The organism is Allobosea sp. 10L422, assembly GCF_056395345.1.
This window is the reverse complement of the sequence record NZ_JBFTJI010000002.1, coordinates 106,480-123,696: the sequence shown is the minus strand read 5'-3', so window position 1 is coordinate 123,696 and position 17,217 is coordinate 106,480. Positions and strand designations below refer to the sequence as shown.

Sequence of the window (17,217 nt, the reverse complement as noted above, 5' to 3'; positions counted from 1 at the left end):
AACAGCGTGATCAAGCCCTCCGACCGCCTGCAGGCCCTGCAGAACGATATTCTGGAAGACATCGCGCGCGGGGAAACGCTCGCCTTGTGCATGGAACGGCTGTGCCACCGGGCGGAAGCGATCTCGCCCGGCGTGATCTGCTCGGTCGTGACGGTCGATGATGAGGGTCATCTGCGCCCCCTCGCCTCGCCGAGTCTCCCCGATCACTATGCCGCCGCCATCGCCGGCACGCCGACGGGCCCCCGTGCCGGCTCCTGTGGCACCGCGGTCCATCGCGCCGTCCCCGTCGAGGTGACTGACATCGCGACCGACCCGCTCTGGGCAGCCTATACGCAGCTCGTCCTGCCGCTCGGCCTCAGAGCCTGCTGGTCGACCCCGATCAAGGCACGGGACGGCCGCGTCGTCGGTGCCTTCGCCTTCTATTTCCGCAAGCCCCGCCGGCCGCGAGCTCTCGAGCGCCGCATCGTCGCGACCTGCGTCCACCTCTGCGCCATTGCGATCGAGCACGACGAAGTGCGCGCCCGCAATCACCATCTCGCCTATTTCGACACGCTGACCAGGCTGCCGAACCGGGCCCAGTTCAACGACGCCATCACCGCAATGAGCACGGCTTCGCGGCGCTACGGGCTGATGCTGATCGATATCGATCACCTCAAAACGGTGAACGATACGCTCGGCCATGCCGCCGGCGACAGTCTTATCGCCGGCGTCGGCGACCGCCTGAACACGGCTCTGATCGGTTGCCTGTCCTGCCGGATCGGTGGCGACGAATTCGCCGTCCTGGTCCCGGATTGCGACAGTCCCGCTCGAATGCGCAGCCTCGCCTCCGCCGCTCTCGCCGCAATTGCCGCCGCGCCGCTGGAACATGACGGGCACAGCATTCAGCCGAGCGTCACGATCGGCGGCGCGCTCGCCGGCGAGGATGGCGAGGACAGCGTGACGCTGCGGCAGAATGCCGACCTCGCGCTGTACCATGCCAAGGAGACCCGCCGCGGCCGCTATGTGCGCTTCCGCCGCAAGCTGCGCAGCGCGATGATGCATCGCACCCGAATCCGCAAGGATGTCGACGGCGCGCTCGGCGGCGAGCGCATCGTGCCGTACTACCAGCCGATCATCCGGCTCGACACCGCCGAGATCGTCGGCGTCGAGGCCCTCGCCCGCATGCGGCAGGACGACGGGCGCATCGTCACGGCCGGCGAATTTCAGGAGGCTTTGCAGGATCCCAAGATCGCCCACCGCATCACCACACAGATGCTGGCTTCGGTCGCGTCCGACATGGCCGAATGGCAAAGCGCAGGCCTGCATATCCACCATGCCAGCGTGAATGTCACATCGGCCGATTTCCAGAAGGGCGACCTGGCGCAACGCGTGGCCCGGGCGCTCGACAAGGCCGGTCTGCCGATGCGCCACCTCGTCGTCGAGGTGACCGAGCAGGTCTTCATGGGCAGCCGCAGGGACGGTGTTGCGCGGACGATGGAAGCGCTGCGCGCTTGCGGCATGCTAGTCGCGCTGGACGATTTCGGCACCGGTTTCGCCTCGCTGACCCATCTGCTCGATTTTCCGATCGACATCATCAAGATCGACCGCTCCTTCGTCAGCGCGATCGACAGCGGCGCCCGCAGTGCCGTCATCGTCGAATCCCTGCTGACGATGACACGCCGTCTCGGCATGAAGATCATCGCCGAAGGCATCGAGACGCAGTCGCAAGCTCAGCGTCTCGAGGAGATGGGCTGCCGTTTCGGGCAGGGCTTTCTCTATTCGCCGCCTGTGCCGGCGCTGGTCATCGGTGAGCTCCTGCAACGCTTCGGCCAGGCAACCCCGGCCACTGCGCTCCAGCGCGAAGCCGTCGCCAACGCCGCCTGACGCAACGGGGTTGAGATTGCGCCGGTTTTAGCCTATGAGCAGCCGCGCGTCCCGCTGACACCCTTGGAGGCTCTGGACGCGCAAGCCGATGGCCGCCACGAGGCGGCCTTGTCATTTACAAGTCAAGGACATCCAACATGACCGCCGTGAAGCAAATCGAGGCTTCGGCGCGCGCACAGGTCGGCAAGGGGGCCGCCCGTGCTGTTCGCCGCCAGGGCCAGACGCCTGCCGTGATCTATGGTGGGGGCGCCGCTCCCGAAGCCATCGCGCTCGACGCCAACAAGACCCGCCAGCTGATTTTCGGCGGCCACTTCCTGACCACGATCTTCGAGATCAGCGTCGCGGGCAAGAAGCAGCGCGTCATTCCGCGCGACTACCAGCTCGACCCGGTCAAGGACTTCCCGATCCACGTCGACTTCCTGCGCGTCGCCAAGGGCCAGACCGTCACGGTCCAGGTCCCGGTTCACGTCACCGGTCAAGAAGCCAGCCCCGGCGTCAAGGCCGGCGGCCTGGTCCAGATCATCGAGCACGCACTTGAGGTCACCGTCGAGCCCGACAGCATTCCGGAGTCCATCGACGTGTCGGTGGCCGGCCTGAACGTCGGCGACTCCGTCCACGCCGATGCCATCAAGCTCCCGGCCGGTGCCAAGCTTTCCATCGGTTCGGACGCCACGATCATCGCGATCTCCGCGCCGACCGTCGAGGCAGAGCCCGCTGCCGACGCAGCCGCCGAGGCTCCGGCCGAAGCCAAGGCGTGAGAAACGGCGCCGTCTGGCGCCGCTTCCGCCTCATTCAATCTACCGAGACGGCCGGGTTTTCCCGGCCGTCTTGCTTTGGCATCGGACCGAAAAGTGGAATCCACTTCTTCGGATGAATCCGATGCTGATCCATGAGCCTGCCGGAGTTCCGCCATGCTGATCTTTGCCGGCCTCGGCAATCCCGGCGCGCGCTATGCCCGCAACCGGCACAACATCGGCTTCATGGCCGTCGAGGAGATCGCCCGCCTCCATCGCGCCTCGCCCTGGCGCGTGCGTTTCCAGGCGGAATCCTGCGAAGCCACGATCGGCGGCGAGAAGGTGATCCTGCTCAAGCCGCAGACCTACATGAACGAATCGGGCCGCTCGATCGGTGAGGCCGCGCGCTTCTTCAAGATCGCGCCTGCGGACGTCGTCGTCTTCCATGACGAGCTCGACCTGGCTCCCGCGAAGCTGCGCGTGAAGCTCGGCGGCGGCAATGCCGGCCATAACGGCCTGCGCTCGACCACGGCCGCGATCGGCAACGACTACCGCCGCGTCCGCATGGGCATCGGCCATCCCGGCCTGAAAGAGCTGGTCCATGGCTATGTGCTGAACGATTTCGGCAAGGCCGAGCAGCCCTGGGTCGAGGACCTCTGCACGGCCTGCGCCGATCACGCGCCCCTTCTCGCAGCCCATGACGACACGGGCTTCCAGAACAAGGTGCATCTCTTCATGGACGCACGCGGCCATGGCGCCGTGAAGCGACTGGGCGAGAAGAGCGAAGGCTGAACGTCAGAGCGGCAGTTTCGCGCCCGATTTCGCGACCGTCACGCGGCTCGTGCTGTAGCTGCCATCGGCCTGCCGACTCGCCGTCATCGCGACCTGGGCGCCGGGCGTGAGCTCGCTCGCCTCGGCCGGTGCCGCCATCAGGATGGTCGCCTCAGGCGTGATCGCGACCTTCTGCTCGCCGCCGGGATAGCTCAGGACGAGATTGGCGCCGTCGACCCATGCAACCGTCTCGGCCACGGTCGCGTTCGTCATGGTCGCGTCAGGCAGCACCGCCCAGGGGCGGTGCCCCTCCCCGGTCCCGCGCTGCGTCTCCGGGAAGATCATGACCTGCACCGCCAGCAGCGTGCCGTCCGGCTGGGGCTTGGCGCCGACCCCGATGAAACTCCCCTTCGCGATGTCGGACGCCTTCGCGGGCACGACCCCGCCGGTGGAGAATCCTGGCGCGAGCGCGACTTTGAACTGCCGCCCATCCGCCGCCCTGAGATCCAGAGTCGAGCCTTCCATGCGCTCCACCGTGCCACGCAATCGCGTCCCCGGCACCTGCGCGACGGCCAGGCCTCCGGCCAGAGCGAAGATCGGCAGGGTGAGGGCGAAACCAAAACGATTCATAGCGATGCTCCGGACCGCGCAGGCGAACGCGGCAGGCGATCCAGCATCAGCATCCGACCCCTCGCCATGCACGTTCGCGTGAGCGGCGCATCGGCCAGAAGGCGCGCGGCACTTGTCTTTATCGCGCAAGCCCCCCAATAAGGCCGCAACTTTCAAAGCTTCACGCCCGGCGGCGGCTCCGTCCGCGGGCAACGGAACAGGCGACCATGGGCTTCAAATGCGGAATCGTCGGCCTGCCGAATGTCGGCAAGTCGACCCTCTTCAACGCGCTGACGCAGACTGCCGCGGCGCAGGCCGCCAACTACCCGTTCTGCACCATCGAGCCGAATGTCGGCGATGTCGCGGTGCCCGACGAGCGGCTTGAGCAACTCGCCGCCATCGCCGGCTCGAAGGAGATCATCCCGACGCGACTGACCTTCGTCGACATCGCCGGCCTCGTGCGCGGCGCCTCGAAGGGCGAAGGGCTGGGCAACCAGTTTCTCGCCAATATCCGCGAATGCGACGCCATCGCCCATGTCGTGCGCTGCTTCGAAGACGGCGACATCACCCATGTTGAAGGCAAGGTCGCGCCCATCGACGACATCGAGATCATCGAGACCGAGCTGATGCTCGCCGATCTCGAAAGCCTCGAGAAGCGCGTCCAGCCACTGGAGAAGAAGGCCAAAACCGGTGACAAGGACGCCAAGGAACTGGCCGATCTGATGAACCGCTGCCTCGTGCTGCTACGCGACGGCAAGCCGGCCCGCCTCGTCCAGCTCGCAGCCGAGGAGCGCCGGCCCTTCGAGCTGCTCGGCCTGCTCTCGTCCAAGCCSGTGCTCTATGTYTGCAATGTCGAGGAAGCCAGCGCCGACAAGGGCAACGCCTTCTCCGAGCAGGTGAAGAAGCGCGCCGCCGAGGAAGGTGCGGTGGCCGTCGTCGTCTCGGCCAAGATCGAGAGCGAGATCGCGGTTCTGCCGCCCGAGGAGCAGACCGAATATCTGGAAGCCGTGGGACTGGAGGAGCCGGGGCTCAACCGTGTCATCCGCGCCGGCTACAGCCTGCTCAACCTCGTGACCTATTTCACCGTCGGCCCGAAGGAGGCCCGCGCCTGGACGATCGAGAAGGGCACCAAGGGCCCGCAGGCCGCAGGTGTGATCCACACCGATTTCGAGAAGGGCTATATCCGCGCCGAGACGATCGCCTATGACGACTACGTCGCCAACAAGGGCGAATCGGGCGCGCGCGAGGCTGGCAAGTTCCGCCTCGAAGGCAAGGAGTACGTCGTCGCCGACGGAGACGTGCTGCACTTCCGCTTCGCGACCTGAGAAAGCCCGCCGATGCTGCAGTTCGAGGATTTCGTCCCAGGCGAGAGCGTCCTCTCGCACAGCATCGCTGTCTCTCAGGACGATATCGTCGCCTTCGCCTCGCGCTATGACGCGCAGGACTTCCATGTCGAGCCGGAAGCCGCGAAGGCGAGCTTCGTCGGCCGGCTGATCGGCTCCGGCTGGCATAGCTGCTCGCTGCTGATGCGGCTGATGGCGGAGAGCTTCCTGCTCGACTCGACCGGCATGGGCGCGCCGGGCATCGAGGAGGTGAAGTGGCTGCGCCCGCTCCTTCCCGGCGACAGCGTCACGGCCCGCCGCACCGTGCTCGAGACCAAGGCCTCCCGCTCGCGGCCCGAAATGGGCCTCGTGCGCTTCCGGCTCGAACTGCTCAACCAGCGCGGCGAACCGCTGCTTGAGCAAACCAACTGGATCATGTTCGGCCGGAAGGATTCCGGCGTCGCCCCGCAGCCGCAGGGCGATTGGCTCGCGCATTCGCCGCGCTACGAACGCCCGGCCTTGGAGAGCCCGCTGGAGGCGCCTTCAGAAGGTCCCGAGCCCACCCGCTTCTTCGAGGAGCTCGCCATCGGCAGCCGCCACGAGCTCGGCAGCTTCGTCTTTACGGCGGATGAAATCATCGCCTTCGCCCGCAGCTTCGACCCGCAGCCCTTTCACATGGACGAGGCGGCGGCGCGCGTCAGCCTGTTCGGCCGGCTCGCCGCTTCAGGCTGGCATACCGCGGCGGTCTGGATGGCGACCATGGTTTCGCACCGCAGGCGCCAGCTCGCCGCGACGACCGGGCGCCCTGCCCGCCTCGGCCCCTCGCCCGGCTTCAGGAATCTGCGCTGGTCGAAGCCGGTCCTCGCCGGCGATCGCATCACCTATTTCTCGGAGGTGGTGGATAAGCGCGAGAGCGCCTCGCGCCCACAATGGGGCCTGTTCTTCCACCGCAACACCGGCATCAACCAGCGCGGCGAAGAGGTCTTCAGCTTCGACGGCTGCGTCTTCGTCGAGCGGAAACCCGCCTGATCCCAAATCCCGACTGCCGTCCCTGTAGACGGCAGTCTCGGCGAAGCCGGGCCAGCGTCAGGGCTTCGGCTCGACCAGCTCGGACCTCTGACCTTCGATCGCCTTGAAGGGATTGAGATAGGATTCCCTTGCCTTTGCAGCCGGCAAAGGGGGAATTCTCAGATCCCAAGTCTCGGTCAGCGCGCGATCACCTTGCTTCAGCACTGCGCGCAAATCGGACGACACCGCCGGATTCTTGACCTTTACCCTATAGGTCAGGCGCCAGCCCTGAATGGCCGGGTTGGGTTGAAGGTCGGTTCCGACGATCTCGACATTGTCGTTGGCCGTGACCTCGGCCGTGATCTTCGCCTGCGGCGAAAGCTTGCGCAACGAAGGCCCCTTGAAGTCGATCAGGAACGCCTGCGTCCCGTCGCCGGCGCGAATGAGGTTGGACTGATAGAACTCCCCGGTAGAGCGTATGGTCTGCCAGACATAGGACGTACCGTCCTTCAAGATCGCCGGCTCGTCCATCGTCCAGTGCATCCTATAGTCGAACTGCAGCGGCTGGCCCGGCGCCGGCATGCTCTCCGGCACCCAGAAGGCGACGATGTTGTCGTTGGTCTCGTCCGCCGTCGGGATTTCGACGAGACGCACGCTGCCCTTGCCCCAATTGTTGGTCGGCTCGATCCAGGCGCTTGGGCGCAGATCGTACCGATCCTTCAGATCTTCGTAGCGCGTGAAGGAGCGTCCACGCTGGAGCAGCCCGAAGCCCTTCGGATTCTCGGCCGGGAAATTGGTGACGGCCACCGCGGATGGCGGGTTGCCGAGCGGGCTCCAGGTCCACTTGCCGTCGCCGCCTTGAATGGCGAGCCCGTTGGAATCATGGATGGCCGGCCGGAAGTTATAGGTCGGCGAAGGCTGGTTGGGGCCGAAGAGGAACATGCTGGTCAGCGGCGCGATGCCGAGCGTGCGCGGCGCCGCCCCCTCGCGCATGAAGACGCGCGCCTTGACGTTCAGCACGGTGTCGGCGCCCGGCACCAGCGTGAATTCATAGGCGCCGGTCGCCCGTGGCGAATCCATCAGCGCATAGAAGGTCAGCTGCTTGTCCTGGGGCTTCGGGCGGCGCAGCCAGAATTCGCGGAATTTGGGGAATTCCTCGGTGATCGGCAGGCCGGTATCGATGGCCAGGCCGCGCCCCGAGAGGCCGTAGATCTGTCCCTTGCCGATGACGCGGAAATAGCTCGCGCCCAGCACGCTCATGATCTCGTCGAGCTTGCCGGCCTGGTTGATCGGATAGACCACCCGGAAACCGGCCCAGCCGAGCTTGCTGGTCTCGGCCGGGTCGAAATGCAGGTCGGCAAAGTCGAAACGCCCGGCGTCATAGGGGATCTCGTGCACGGCGCCGTTGACGATCTCGTTGATCTTCACCGGCGTGTTGAACTGCATGCCCTGATGATAGAAGGCCAGCTTGAAGGGCGTCCGCAATTCCGTCCAGGCGAAGCGGTCACGCCGCGGCTGCATCTTCTGGTAGTCGGCGAACTGCATCTTGCTGAACACGTCGGGCAGGTTGCTGACCGGGGTCACGTAAGGCTTGTCCGCCAGCGCCTTCGCCTTCGCGAGCACGTCCTCGAGCCCGAAATCCGCCAGACGCTTCTGCGCGAAGGCAGAGGTCCCGACGAGCGCTCCGAGCGCCAGGCAGCCGGCAGCCAGGCTCAACCGGGCCAAACCCGACCTGCTGCAGGTCGCTGCGCATTGCCTCAAAGCCAACACCAGCATGCGTCGGGCCGAAGAAGAAAACCGGGCCATATCAAGGGCCCCGTCACCAGAACGGGTCGACAAGTTCACAACAGCTCCTTAAAGATGCACGCTGGCGGGGCGGAGTGCGCCCGTCCCATGTCGGCAGCGGCGCACGCGAGCACAAATGCCCATCATCGACACAAGGGTCAAGGAAGAGCGTCGTTCTTCCGCAACCGCTCCGCGCCGCCCTTGGCCTTCGTCAACCTGAATGAACGAACTCAGCATGAACAATTCGAACGGTACGCCGGTCGCTGATGGGCTGGATGCGATGCCTTGTACTGATGAGACGGAGAAGGGCCTGTCCCGGCGCCAGGCCTTGGGCGCGATGGCTTCGGTCGCGATGGCAGCGGGAATGACGGCGCAATCGGCCGCAGCAGCGCCGAAACAGGCCCTCAACCTGACCGGCCCCGTCAGCAAGCAGGCGTTCATCGACGACCTGATCAAGCGCATGACGGTCGAGGAAAAGATCGGCCAGCTCCGCCTGATCAGCATCGGCCCCGAGATGCCGCATGCCAAGCTGATGGACGAGGTCGCGGCCGGGCGCATCGCCGGCTCATTCAACACCGTCATCCGGCGCGACAATCGGCCGCTGCAGGAAGCGGCCGTCAAGCGCAGCCGCCTGAAGATCCCGCTCTTCTTCGCCTATGACGTGGTCCACGGCCACCGCACCACCTTCCCCATCCCGCTCGGGCTGGCGGCGAGCTTCGACATGGCCACGATCGAGCGGATGGCCCGCGTCTCGGCCATCGAGGCCTGCAACGACGGCGTGGACATGACTTTCGCGCCGATGGTCGACATCAGCCGCGATCCGCGCTGGGGCCGCACCTCGGAGGGCTTCGGCGAAGACCCCTATCTCGTTTCCGAATGCGCACGGGCCAGCGTCCGCGGCTTCCAGGGCGACGCGACCGACCGCCCGGACAGCATCATGGCGGCGGTCAAGCACTTCGCGCTTTACGGCGCGGTCGAGGGCGGGCGCGACTACAACACGGTCGATATGAGCCCGCTGCGCATGCATCAGGTCTACCTGCCGCCCTACCGTGCCGCGATCGAGGCCGGAGCCGGCGGCGTGATGGTCGCGCTCAATTCGATCAACGGCGTACCCGCGACCTCCAACACCTGGCTGATGCAGGATCTGCTGCGCAAGCAGTGGGGCTTCGATGGCGTGACCGTCAGCGACCACGGCGCAATCACGGAGCTGACGCGCCATGGCGTCGCGCGCGACGCGCGTGAGGCGGCCAAGCTCGCCATCAAGGCGGGCATCGATCTCAGCATGGCCGATCAGGTCTATCTTGCCGAGCTGCCGGGCCTCATCGCCTCGGGCGAGGTCAAGATGGCCGAGCTCGACGCCTGCGTCCGAGAGGTGCTGGGCGCCAAATACGATCTCGGCCTTTTTGCCAACCCGTTCCTGCGCATGGGCAAGCCCGCCGACGACCCGGTGAACGAGAAGGCCGACAGCCGCCTCCACCGCCAGCCGGCGCGCGAGATTGCCCGCCAGACCATCGTGCTGCTGGAGAACCGCAACCAGACGCTGCCGCTGAAGAAGACCGGAACCATCGCACTTGTCGGGCCTCTGGCCGATTCCGGGCTCGATATCCTCGGCAGCTGGTCCGCCCAGGGCGTAGCCGAGCAGGCCGTGACGGTGCGGGCTGGCATCGAGAACGCGATCGAGGGCAAGGCGCGCCTCCTGATCGCTCGCGGCTCCAACGTCCTCGACGACCAGAAGGTCGTCGAATACCTGAACTATCTGAACTGGGACAAGCCTGAGGTCGTCCAGGATCCACGCAGCCCCGAGGAGATGATCCAGGAGGCCGTGTCGGTCGCCAACCAGGCCGATGTGGTGATCGCCGTCGTCGGCGAAGTCCGCGGCATGTCGCATGAATCCTCGAGCCGCATCAGCATCGAGATGCCCGGTTCGCAGCGCGCCCTGCTCAAGGCCCTCAAGGCGACCGGCAAGCCGCTCATCGTCGTGCTGATGAACGGCCGCCCGCTCGCGCTGGGCTGGGAAAAGGACAATGCCGACGCGCTGCTGGAGACCTGGTACACCGGAACCGAGGGCGGCAACGCCATCGCCGACGTGCTGTTCGGCGACCACAACCCCTCGGCCAAGCTGCCGATCTCCTTCCCCCGCTCCGCCGGTCAGATCCCGACCTACTACAACCCTCTGCGGATCGGGCGCCCCTTCACCCCGGGCAAGCCGGGCAACTACACCTCGCAGTATTTCGAGGAGGAGCAGGGGCCGCTCTATCCCTTCGGCTTCGGGCTGAGCTACAGCCGTTTCGCCCTATCCAATCTGAAGCTCTCGGCGGCGCGGATCACGAGGGACCAGCGCCTGACTGCAGAGGCGACACTGACCAATGAAGGCACCTATGAGGGCGCCAACGTCGTGCAGCTCTACATTGCCGACCCCTACGCCTCGATCGCGCGCCCGATCAAGGAGCTGAAGGGTTTCCAGAAGGTGACGCTCAAGCCCGGCGAGAGCCGCGTGGTGCGCTTCGAGATCGGCAAGGAGCAGCTCAAGTTCATCAATGCCGAACTCAAGGAAGTCGTCGAGAGCGGACGCTTCGAGGTGCAGCTCGGCCTCGACTCCAGGGACGTGCTCGAGCAGGCCTTCATGCTCGACTAGGCCGGCCCCCGATCAGGTTGCGCTCCGATCTGATCGGCGCATGCTCTCGGTCGGGATGCCATCCTGGCACGACGGAACCAGTTCAGAACGAAAAATACCCTGCTGCGTTCATCGCGGCAGGGTGATCACAGGTGCCAGGCCGGCGCGGCGACGGCTTCAGCCGACCTTGCCGTAGCCCGCGAACTTCGCGCCGACGCGTTCCATCTCGGCAGCGTCGAGGATGACCGGCTCGAGCCCGGCTGCCAGGATATCGAGATACTGGCCGGCGAGATTTTCGACCTCAGCGACGATCGTATGAGCACCGGCCAGCGTCTGGCCGAGCGCGATGACGCCGTGATTGGCGAGCAGCACCGCCTTGCGCCCCTCCAGCCCCTTCACGGCATTGGCCGCAAGTTCCGGCGTCCCGAAGGTCGCGTAGTCGGCACAGCGCACATCGGCGCCGCCGCAGAGCGCGATCATGTAATGGAACGCCGGGATGCCGCGGCGGGCGCTGGAGAGCGCCGTGGCGCGCGGGGAATGGGTGTGCACGATCGCCTGTGCATCCGGGCGGGCCTTGTAGATCGCGGCATGGAAGGGCCATTCCGAGGAAGGCTTGCGCGCACCGCCGAGCACCGTTCCGTCGAGGGCCAGATGGATCAGGTCCTCCGGCTTCGTCTGGGCGTAGGGCAGTCCGGACGGGGTGATCAGCAACCCCACCCCGAAGCGCGCCGAGACATTGCCCGATTTCGAGGGGCAGAAGCCCGCCCGGTCGATCGCCTGCGCGACCGCGACGATCTCCTGCCGCAGCTCCGTTTCGTTCATGCCGTCGCCTTGTTCGCCAGATCGGGGAAGAGTTGCGCGAGCCCTTCGGCGCTTGCCGCGCAGACCCCGCGTTCGGTGATGAGCCCGGTGACGAGGCGCGCTGGCGTCACATCGAAAGCCGGGTTGGCGGCACCGCTACCTGGCGCGACGACGCGGAAAGACCGCACCTCGCCATCCTCCGCAAGCCCGGACAGATGCGTCACCTCGCGCGCGGCGCGTTCCTCGATCGGAATTTCCGCAAGGCCGTCACCGATGCTCCAGTCGATCGTCGGCGACGGCAGCGCGACATAGAACGGCACGTCGTTGTCATGTGCGGCGAGCGCCTTGAGATAGGTGCCGATTTTGTTGGCGACGTCGCCTGTGGCTGTCGTCCGGTCGGTGCCGACGATCACCATGTCGACCGCACCGCGCTGCATCAGATGCCCGCCTGCATTGTCGGTGATAACGGTGTGCGGCACGCCATGCGCGCCGAGCTCATAGGCCGTCAGAGCGGCGCCTTGGTTGCGCGGGCGCGTCTCGTCGACCCAGACATGAACGGCGATGCCGGCATCGTCAGCCCGATAGATCGGCGCCAGCGCCGTGCCCCAATCCACGGTCGCGATCCACCCGGCATTGCAATGGGTCAGGATATTGACCGGCTGCCCCGCCGGCTTGCGCCCGGCGATCTCACGGATGAGCGGCAGGCCATGCTCGCCGATCGCGCGGCACAGCGCGACATCCTCGTCGCAGATCGCGGCTGCTTCGGCATAGGCAACCTCCGCACGCTTCTCCGACGGCAACCCCGCCAGGATGCGGCCCATGCGCTCCAGCGCCCAGCGCAGATTGACCGCAGTCGGCCGGGTCTCGCCGAGCAGCGTCAGCGCCGCCTTCAAGGCGGCATCCGAGGCATCCGCCCGCATCGCCAGCGCCACGCCATAGGCTGCCGTCGCGCCGATCAGCGGCGCGCCGCGCACCACCATCGAGCGGATCGCATCGGCCGCCTGCTCGGCCGAGCCGAGTGACACCGTCTCGAAGCGGAAAGGCAATCGCGTCTGATCGATGACCACGACGCGCCAGCCATCCTGCGCGAGCCAGATCGTCCGGTAATGCTGGCCGTTGATCTTCATGGGCTCAAGGATCGGTGAAGGATACCAGCGTCCGCACGGGCACGCCGAGCCGGCGGATCTTGTCCGCACCGCCCAGATCGGGAAGGTCGACGATGAAACAGGCGGCAACCACTTCAGCTCCCACCCCACTCAGCAGATTGACGGCCGCTTCGGCCGTGCCGCCGGTCGCGACGAGATCGTCGACCAGCAGGACCCGCTCGCCCGGTTGGACGGCATCACGATGGATCTCGATCTCGTCGGTGCCGTATTCGAGCGCATAGGTCGCTCGCAGCGTCTCGAGCGGCAGCTTGCCCTTCTTCCGGACGGGGATGAAGCCGGCCGAGAGCTGATGTGCCACGGCGCCGCCGAGGATGAAGCCGCGCGCTTCGATGCCGGCAATCTTGGCAATCTTCAGCCCCGCGAAGGGCTGCACCAGCTCGTCCACGGCGCGGCGGAAGGCCCGCGCATCGCCGAGCAGCGTCGTGATGTCGCGAAAGACGATGCCGGGCCGAGGATAGTCCGGAATCGCGCGGATGCTGTCGGCAAGGTTCATGGGCGTCGTCTCGGATAGGGTGACGGACGCCTTGGTCGGACGTCGAGCCGGCTTCGTCAAGGGCGCGGCCATCATTCAGGCCCTGAGCACGCGCCCGGCGACCGCGTCGAGCTTCGCCAGCAGGGCGGGATCGCGGAACGCGGGCGCGGTGATGATCGCATTGTCGAGGGCGTTGTGCGAGCCGGCTGGGCAACGCTCCCGCTCGGCCGGGAAATCGGCGGCGAGCCGGGCAATGAGGCGACGAGCCTTGTCGGCGTTCTCATGCAGCACCGCCACGACCGAGGCAACGTCCACGGCGCCGTGCAGCTCATGCCAGCAATCGTAATCCGTCACCATGGCGACGGTGGCGTAGGTGATCTCGGCCTCGCGCGCGAGCTTGGCCTCCGGCATCGCCGTCATGCCGATGAGGTCGTAGCCGAGGCCGCGATATGTCATCGATTCCGCATAGGTCGAGAATTGCGGCCCTTCCATCGTCACAAGCGTTCCGCCGCGCACGAAGGGCAGCTCCTCCGCTTCCGCCGCCGCCGCGATGCGCCCCTGCAGCGCCGGGCCAACCGGATGAGCGACGGAGACGTGGGCGACGCAGCCCTTGCCGAAGAAGGAGCTTTCGCGACGCGTGGTGCGATCGACGAACTGGTCGACCAGGACGAACAGTCCGGGATAGAGCTCGGCCTTGTAGGAACCGCACGCCGACAGAGAGACGAGATCGGTCACGCCCGCGCGCTTGAGCACGTCGATATTGGCGCGATAGTTGATCTCGGAAGGCGGAATGGCATGGCCGCGCCCATGCCGCGGCAGGAAGACGATCTTGGTCGAGCCGATTCGGCCGATCCGCAGCGCATCCGAAGGTTCGCCCCAGGGGCTGTCGATGCGCTCCTCGCGGAGGTCGCTGAGGCCCGGCAGATCGTAGATACCCGATCCGCCGATGATTCCGAGAACGGCTTCGCTCATGGCTGTTTCCCTGTTGCGGGCGCGGAAAGGACCATCTTTCGATGACGGTCGCAACACAGCGCAGAGAGTTCCGGCGGCACCGTTGCCCGATAGCAAAAAGGCCCCGTCTCCGGGGCCTTTCGCAAGATCGTCATTCCCGGCTCAGTGGGCGGGCGAGCCGTCCGGCATGCGCGACCACACCTTCTTCTTGGTGTAGTAGAGCAGGAACGAGAAGGCGACGAGGAAGAGCATCACCTGCATGCCCAAGCGCTTGCGCGCTTCCAGATGCGGCTCGGCCATCCAGACCATGAAGGCCGCGACGTCGCGCGCATACTGGTCGACCGTTTCCGGCACCGGCGACTTGCCGTCCGGGCCCTTCGGATACTCGACCTGCCCGTCGCTCAGCGGCTTCGGCATCGCGATCAAGTGACCGGGCATATACCGGTTGTAGTTCTGCCCCGGCAGAAGCGTCACGCCGGCCGGCGGCTCCTCATAGCCCACCATCAGGGCATGGATGTAGTCCGGCCCCTGCTCCTGATACTGGGTGAAGATGTCGAAGATGAAGGTCGGGAAGCCGCGCACATAGGTGCGGGCCTTGGCCAGAACCGAGAAGTCCGGCGGATAGGCACCGCCCTGGGCCGCGCGGGCCGCCTGCTCGTTCGGGAACGGCGACGGGAAGCGGTCAGCCGGCCGGCCCGGCCGGTCGAACATCTCGCCCTGCTCGTTCGGGCCGTCCTTGATCTGATAGGTCGCGGCAAGCGCGGCGACCTGGCCGGGCGTGAATTCGGGACCGCCCGGCTGCGACAGGTTGCGGAAGGCGACAAGGCTGGCGCCGTGACAGGCCGCGCAGACTTCCTTGTAGACCTTGAAGCCGCGCTGAAGCTGGGCCCGGTCGAACTTGCCGAAGGGGCCGGAGAACGACCAGCTCAGCGCCGGCGGCTGGAACCCACCTTCGGCCGCCTGTGCCGCCGGCTGGAACAGCGCCAGCGACAGGCCGGCAGCGAGCCCGGTCAGGGCAAGACGAAACGATGTTTTGCTCATGGTTCCGTCAGCCCTTGACGTTCGGTTCGGCAGCGGTGGCGGTCGCGATGCGCGCCGCCGAGCCGTTCTTGGCGGAAGCAGCGAGCACGGCATCGGCGATCGAGGTCGGCAGCGCCTTGGGCCGCTCGAACAGGCCGACGACGAAGAGCGCGACGAAGAAGCCGAAATACAGCACGGTGAAGATCTGCGAGGCGATGACGTAGCCGCCATCCGCCGGCATGGCGCCGAGATAGCCCAGGCCGATGCAGACCAGGACGAAGGCCCAGAAGAGCTGGCGCGCGATCGGGCGGTAGCTCATCGACTTGACCTTGGAGGTGTCGATCCAGGGCAGGAAGGCGAGCACGACGATGGCCGAGCCCATGGCCAGCACGCCGCCGAGCTTGTCGGGGATGGCGCGCAGGATCGCGTAGAACGGCAGGAAGTACCATTCGGGGACGATGTGCGCCGGCGTCGCGGCCGGGTTCGCCACGATGTAGTTGTCGGCGTGACCCAGGAAGTTCGGCTGGTAGAACACGAACCAGGAGAACAGGATCATGAACACGACCATGCCGAAGATGTCCTTGACGGTCGCATAGGGCGTGAAGGGCACGGTGTCCTTCTCGACGTTCTTCACCTCGACGCCGGTCGGGTTGTTCTGGCCGACGACGTGCAGCGCCCAGATATGCAGCACGACGACGCCGAAGATCATGAACGGCAGCAGATAGTGCAGCGAGAAGAAGCGGTTCAGCGTCGGGTTGTCGACCGAATAGCCGCCCCACAGGAAGGTGACGATCGTCTCGCCGATCACCGGCAATGCCGAGAACAGATTGGTGATGACGGTGGCGCCCCAGAAGGACATCTGACCCCAGGGCAACACGTAGCCCATGAAGGCCGTCGCCATCATCAGCAGGAAGATGACCACGCCGAGGATCCAGAGCACCTCGCGCGGTGCCTTGTACGAACCGTAATAGAGCCCGCGGAAGATGTGCACGTAGACGGCGATGAAGAACATCGAGGCGCCGTTCGAGTGCAGATAGCGCAGCAGCCAGCCATAGTTCACGTCGCGCATGATGTGCTCGACGGAGTTGAACGCCAGCAGCGAGTTGGCGGTGTAATGCATCGCCAGGATCACGCCCGTGATGATCTGCGCCACCAGCATGAACACCAGGATGCCGCCGAACGTCCAAAGATAGTTCAGGTTGCGCGGCACCGGATAGGAGACGGCCGAATCATGAGCCAGGCGGATGATCGGCAGGCGGGCGTCGAGCCAGCGTTCGATGCCGGTCTTCGGAACGTAGGAACTGTGACCACTCATGAAGAATGCCTCAAGGCTGTCTCATCTTGGCGGGAAAGCGTCGAGCGCATTGCTCAGCCGATCTTGATCTTGGTGTCCGCGGTGAAGGCGTAAGGCGGAACCGGCAGGTTGAGCGGTGCCGGGCCCTTGCGGATGCGGCCGGAGGAATCGTAGTGCGAGCCGTGGCAGGGGCAGAACCAGCCGTCGTAGTCGCCCTTGGGCTCGCCAGGCGCGGTGCCGAGCGGGATGCAGCCGAGATGGGTGCAGTTGCCGAAGACGATGAGATACTGCTCATGGCCGGCCTTCGTGCGCTGCTGGTCGGTCTGCGGGTCGCGCAACGTGCTGACATCGACGGCGAGCGCCTCGTCGATCTCCTTCTTGGTGCGATGGCGCACGAAGATGGGCTTGCCGCGCCAGAAGATCTTGATTGCCTGGCCTTCGGCGATCGGTGCCAGATCGACGTCGACCGGCGCGCCGGCCGCGACGGTCTGCGCATCGGGAGCGAGCTGGCTGATCAGGGGGACGATGACAGCGCCGATGCCGACGGCGCCTGCAGCCCCGGTCGTAAGCATCAGGAAATCGCGGCGGGTTGTTCCGGTCGATGTATCGGTCGCGTTCGCCACGATCCAATCCTCTTACACGTCTTGCGAGCTGGAACAGCTCGAAATTGTCGCCTCTCGCCCTCATAGGGGCGCGCCACGACCGCCGCAATGCGGCGGTGCGTCACCTCGGGCTCTTTGACATGCAGATTGGACGAAGTCTACTGTCGCGAACCTCCCGCCCATGCATGGCGCACAGTTCGCAGGC

The 17,217-nt window shown here is 66.0% G+C and carries 15 protein-coding genes; 6 read left to right on the top strand and 9 right to left on the bottom strand.

Going from position 1 to position 17,217, the window contains the following annotated elements; genetic code table 11:
• The first annotated feature begins 6 nt into the window (after nt 1–6).
• The 3 genes from AC1DEZ_RS04885 to pth all read left to right on the top strand — a co-directional run bounded on the left by AC1DEZ_RS04885 (nt 7) and on the right by pth (nt 3,389).
• Nucleotides 7–1,863, top strand: a complete 1,857-nt coding sequence (locus tag AC1DEZ_RS04885; protein ID WP_476778863.1) for a putative bifunctional diguanylate cyclase/phosphodiesterase — start codon at nt 7–9, stop codon at nt 1,861–1,863.
• Nucleotides 1,864–2,000: 137 nt separating this feature from the next.
• A complete protein-coding gene (locus AC1DEZ_RS04880) occupies nt 2,001–2,621 on the top strand; it encodes a 50S ribosomal protein L25/general stress protein Ctc (RefSeq protein WP_441511983.1) in 621 nt (206 codons plus the stop codon).
• Nucleotides 2,622–2,774: 153 nt separating this feature from the next.
• Nucleotides 2,775–3,389, top strand: coding sequence for an aminoacyl-tRNA hydrolase (gene pth / locus AC1DEZ_RS04875; protein ID WP_441511982.1), 615 nt, complete (start codon nt 2,775–2,777; stop codon nt 3,387–3,389).
• A 3-nt stretch (nt 3,390–3,392) separates the two neighbouring features.
• Here pth and AC1DEZ_RS04870 read toward each other — a convergent pair whose 3' ends face one another.
• Nucleotides 3,393–3,998 carry a hypothetical protein gene (locus AC1DEZ_RS04870; RefSeq protein ID WP_441511981.1) on the bottom strand — a complete coding sequence of 202 codons (606 nt, stop codon included), beginning with the start codon at nt 3,996–3,998 and terminating at the stop codon, nt 3,393–3,395.
• 206 nt (nt 3,999–4,204) lie between these two features.
• Between AC1DEZ_RS04870 and ychF the strand changes: the two genes are divergently transcribed.
• Nucleotides 4,205–5,302: a redox-regulated ATPase YchF gene (gene ychF, locus AC1DEZ_RS04865; RefSeq protein ID WP_476778862.1), complete on the top strand. Its 1,098-nt coding sequence runs from the start codon at nt 4,205–4,207 to the stop codon at nt 5,300–5,302.
• A gap of 12 nt (nt 5,303–5,314) precedes the next feature.
• Nucleotides 5,315–6,328 carry a MaoC family dehydratase gene (locus AC1DEZ_RS04860; protein ID WP_476778861.1) on the top strand — a complete coding sequence of 338 codons (1,014 nt, stop codon included), beginning with the start codon at nt 5,315–5,317 and terminating at the stop codon, nt 6,326–6,328.
• A 57-nt stretch (nt 6,329–6,385) separates the two neighbouring features.
• Here AC1DEZ_RS04860 and AC1DEZ_RS04855 read toward each other — a convergent pair whose 3' ends face one another.
• On the bottom strand, nt 6,386–8,023 hold the full coding sequence (locus tag AC1DEZ_RS04855; protein WP_476778860.1) for a glucan biosynthesis protein G: 1,638 nt from the start codon (nt 8,021–8,023) through the stop codon (nt 6,386–6,388).
• 304 nt (nt 8,024–8,327) lie between these two features.
• Here AC1DEZ_RS04855 and bglX point away from each other — a divergent pair, with 304 nt between their 5' ends.
• Nucleotides 8,328–10,727 carry a beta-glucosidase BglX gene (bglX, locus tag AC1DEZ_RS04850; RefSeq protein ID WP_476778859.1) on the top strand — a complete coding sequence of 800 codons (2,400 nt, stop codon included), beginning with the start codon at nt 8,328–8,330 and terminating at the stop codon, nt 10,725–10,727.
• Nucleotides 10,728–10,883: 156 nt separating this feature from the next.
• Here the strand turns inward: bglX and AC1DEZ_RS04845 are convergent, their stop codons facing one another.
• The 7 genes from AC1DEZ_RS04845 to petA all read right to left on the bottom strand — a co-directional run bounded on the left by AC1DEZ_RS04845 (nt 10,884) and on the right by petA (nt 17,033).
• The gene (locus AC1DEZ_RS04845; protein WP_476778858.1) at nt 10,884–11,528 is read right to left on the bottom strand and encodes a class II aldolase/adducin family protein; all 645 of its coding nucleotides are present in this window, start codon (nt 11,526–11,528) and stop codon (nt 10,884–10,886) included.
• Complete coding sequence (gene mtnA, locus AC1DEZ_RS04840) at nt 11,525–12,634, bottom strand: S-methyl-5-thioribose-1-phosphate isomerase (RefSeq protein ID WP_476778857.1); 1,110 nt, start codon at nt 12,632–12,634, stop codon at nt 11,525–11,527. The genes AC1DEZ_RS04845 and mtnA overlap by 4 nt, the downstream gene beginning before the upstream one ends.
• A gap of 4 nt (nt 12,635–12,638) precedes the next feature.
• Entirely contained in the window at nt 12,639–13,166 is a 528-nt protein-coding gene (locus AC1DEZ_RS04835) for an adenine phosphoribosyltransferase (RefSeq protein WP_441511974.1), read from the bottom strand.
• 75 nt (nt 13,167–13,241) lie between these two features.
• On the bottom strand, nt 13,242–14,117 hold the full coding sequence (locus AC1DEZ_RS04830; protein WP_476778856.1) for an S-methyl-5'-thioadenosine phosphorylase: 876 nt from the start codon (nt 14,115–14,117) through the stop codon (nt 13,242–13,244).
• A gap of 141 nt (nt 14,118–14,258) precedes the next feature.
• Entirely contained in the window at nt 14,259–15,137 is an 879-nt protein-coding gene (locus AC1DEZ_RS04825) for a cytochrome c1 (protein WP_476778855.1), read from the bottom strand.
• A gap of 7 nt (nt 15,138–15,144) precedes the next feature.
• Nucleotides 15,145–16,431: a cytochrome b gene (locus tag AC1DEZ_RS04820; RefSeq protein ID WP_441511971.1), complete on the bottom strand. Its 1,287-nt coding sequence runs from the start codon at nt 16,429–16,431 to the stop codon at nt 15,145–15,147.
• 53 nt (nt 16,432–16,484) lie between these two features.
• Complete coding sequence (gene petA / locus AC1DEZ_RS04815) at nt 16,485–17,033, bottom strand: ubiquinol-cytochrome c reductase iron-sulfur subunit (RefSeq protein WP_441511970.1); 549 nt, start codon at nt 17,031–17,033, stop codon at nt 16,485–16,487.
• Between the last annotated feature and the right edge of the window lie 184 nt (nt 17,034–17,217).

Excerpts from the sequence above, each read along its gene's own strand:
- AC1DEZ_RS04835 (WP_441511974.1), bottom strand. The coding sequence starts at position 13,166 with ATGAACCTTGCCGACAGCATCCGCGCGATTCCGGACTATCCTCGGCCC.
- AC1DEZ_RS04820 (WP_441511971.1), bottom strand. The coding sequence starts at position 16,431 with ATGAGTGGTCACAGTTCCTACGTTCCGAAGACCGGCATCGAACGCTGG.
- mtnA (WP_476778857.1), bottom strand. The coding sequence starts at position 12,634 with ATGAAGATCAACGGCCAGCATTACCGGACGATCTGGCTCGCGCAGGAT.
- pth (WP_441511982.1), top strand. The coding sequence starts at position 2,775 with ATGCTGATCTTTGCCGGCCTCGGCAATCCCGGCGCGCGCTATGCCCGC.
- AC1DEZ_RS04860 (WP_476778861.1), top strand. The coding sequence starts at position 5,315 with ATGCTGCAGTTCGAGGATTTCGTCCCAGGCGAGAGCGTCCTCTCGCAC.
- AC1DEZ_RS04870 (WP_441511981.1), bottom strand. The coding sequence starts at position 3,998 with ATGAATCGTTTTGGTTTCGCCCTCACCCTGCCGATCTTCGCTCTGGCC.
- AC1DEZ_RS04880 (WP_441511983.1), top strand. The coding sequence starts at position 2,001 with ATGACCGCCGTGAAGCAAATCGAGGCTTCGGCGCGCGCACAGGTCGGC.
- AC1DEZ_RS04825 (WP_476778855.1), bottom strand. The coding sequence starts at position 15,137 with ATGAGCAAAACATCGTTTCGTCTTGCCCTGACCGGGCTCGCTGCCGGC.
- AC1DEZ_RS04845 (WP_476778858.1), bottom strand. The coding sequence starts at position 11,528 with ATGAACGAAACGGAGCTGCGGCAGGAGATCGTCGCGGTCGCGCAGGCG.
- AC1DEZ_RS04830 (WP_476778856.1), bottom strand. The coding sequence starts at position 14,117 with ATGAGCGAAGCCGTTCTCGGAATCATCGGCGGATCGGGTATCTACGAT.
- bglX (WP_476778859.1), top strand. The coding sequence starts at position 8,328 with ATGAACAATTCGAACGGTACGCCGGTCGCTGATGGGCTGGATGCGATG.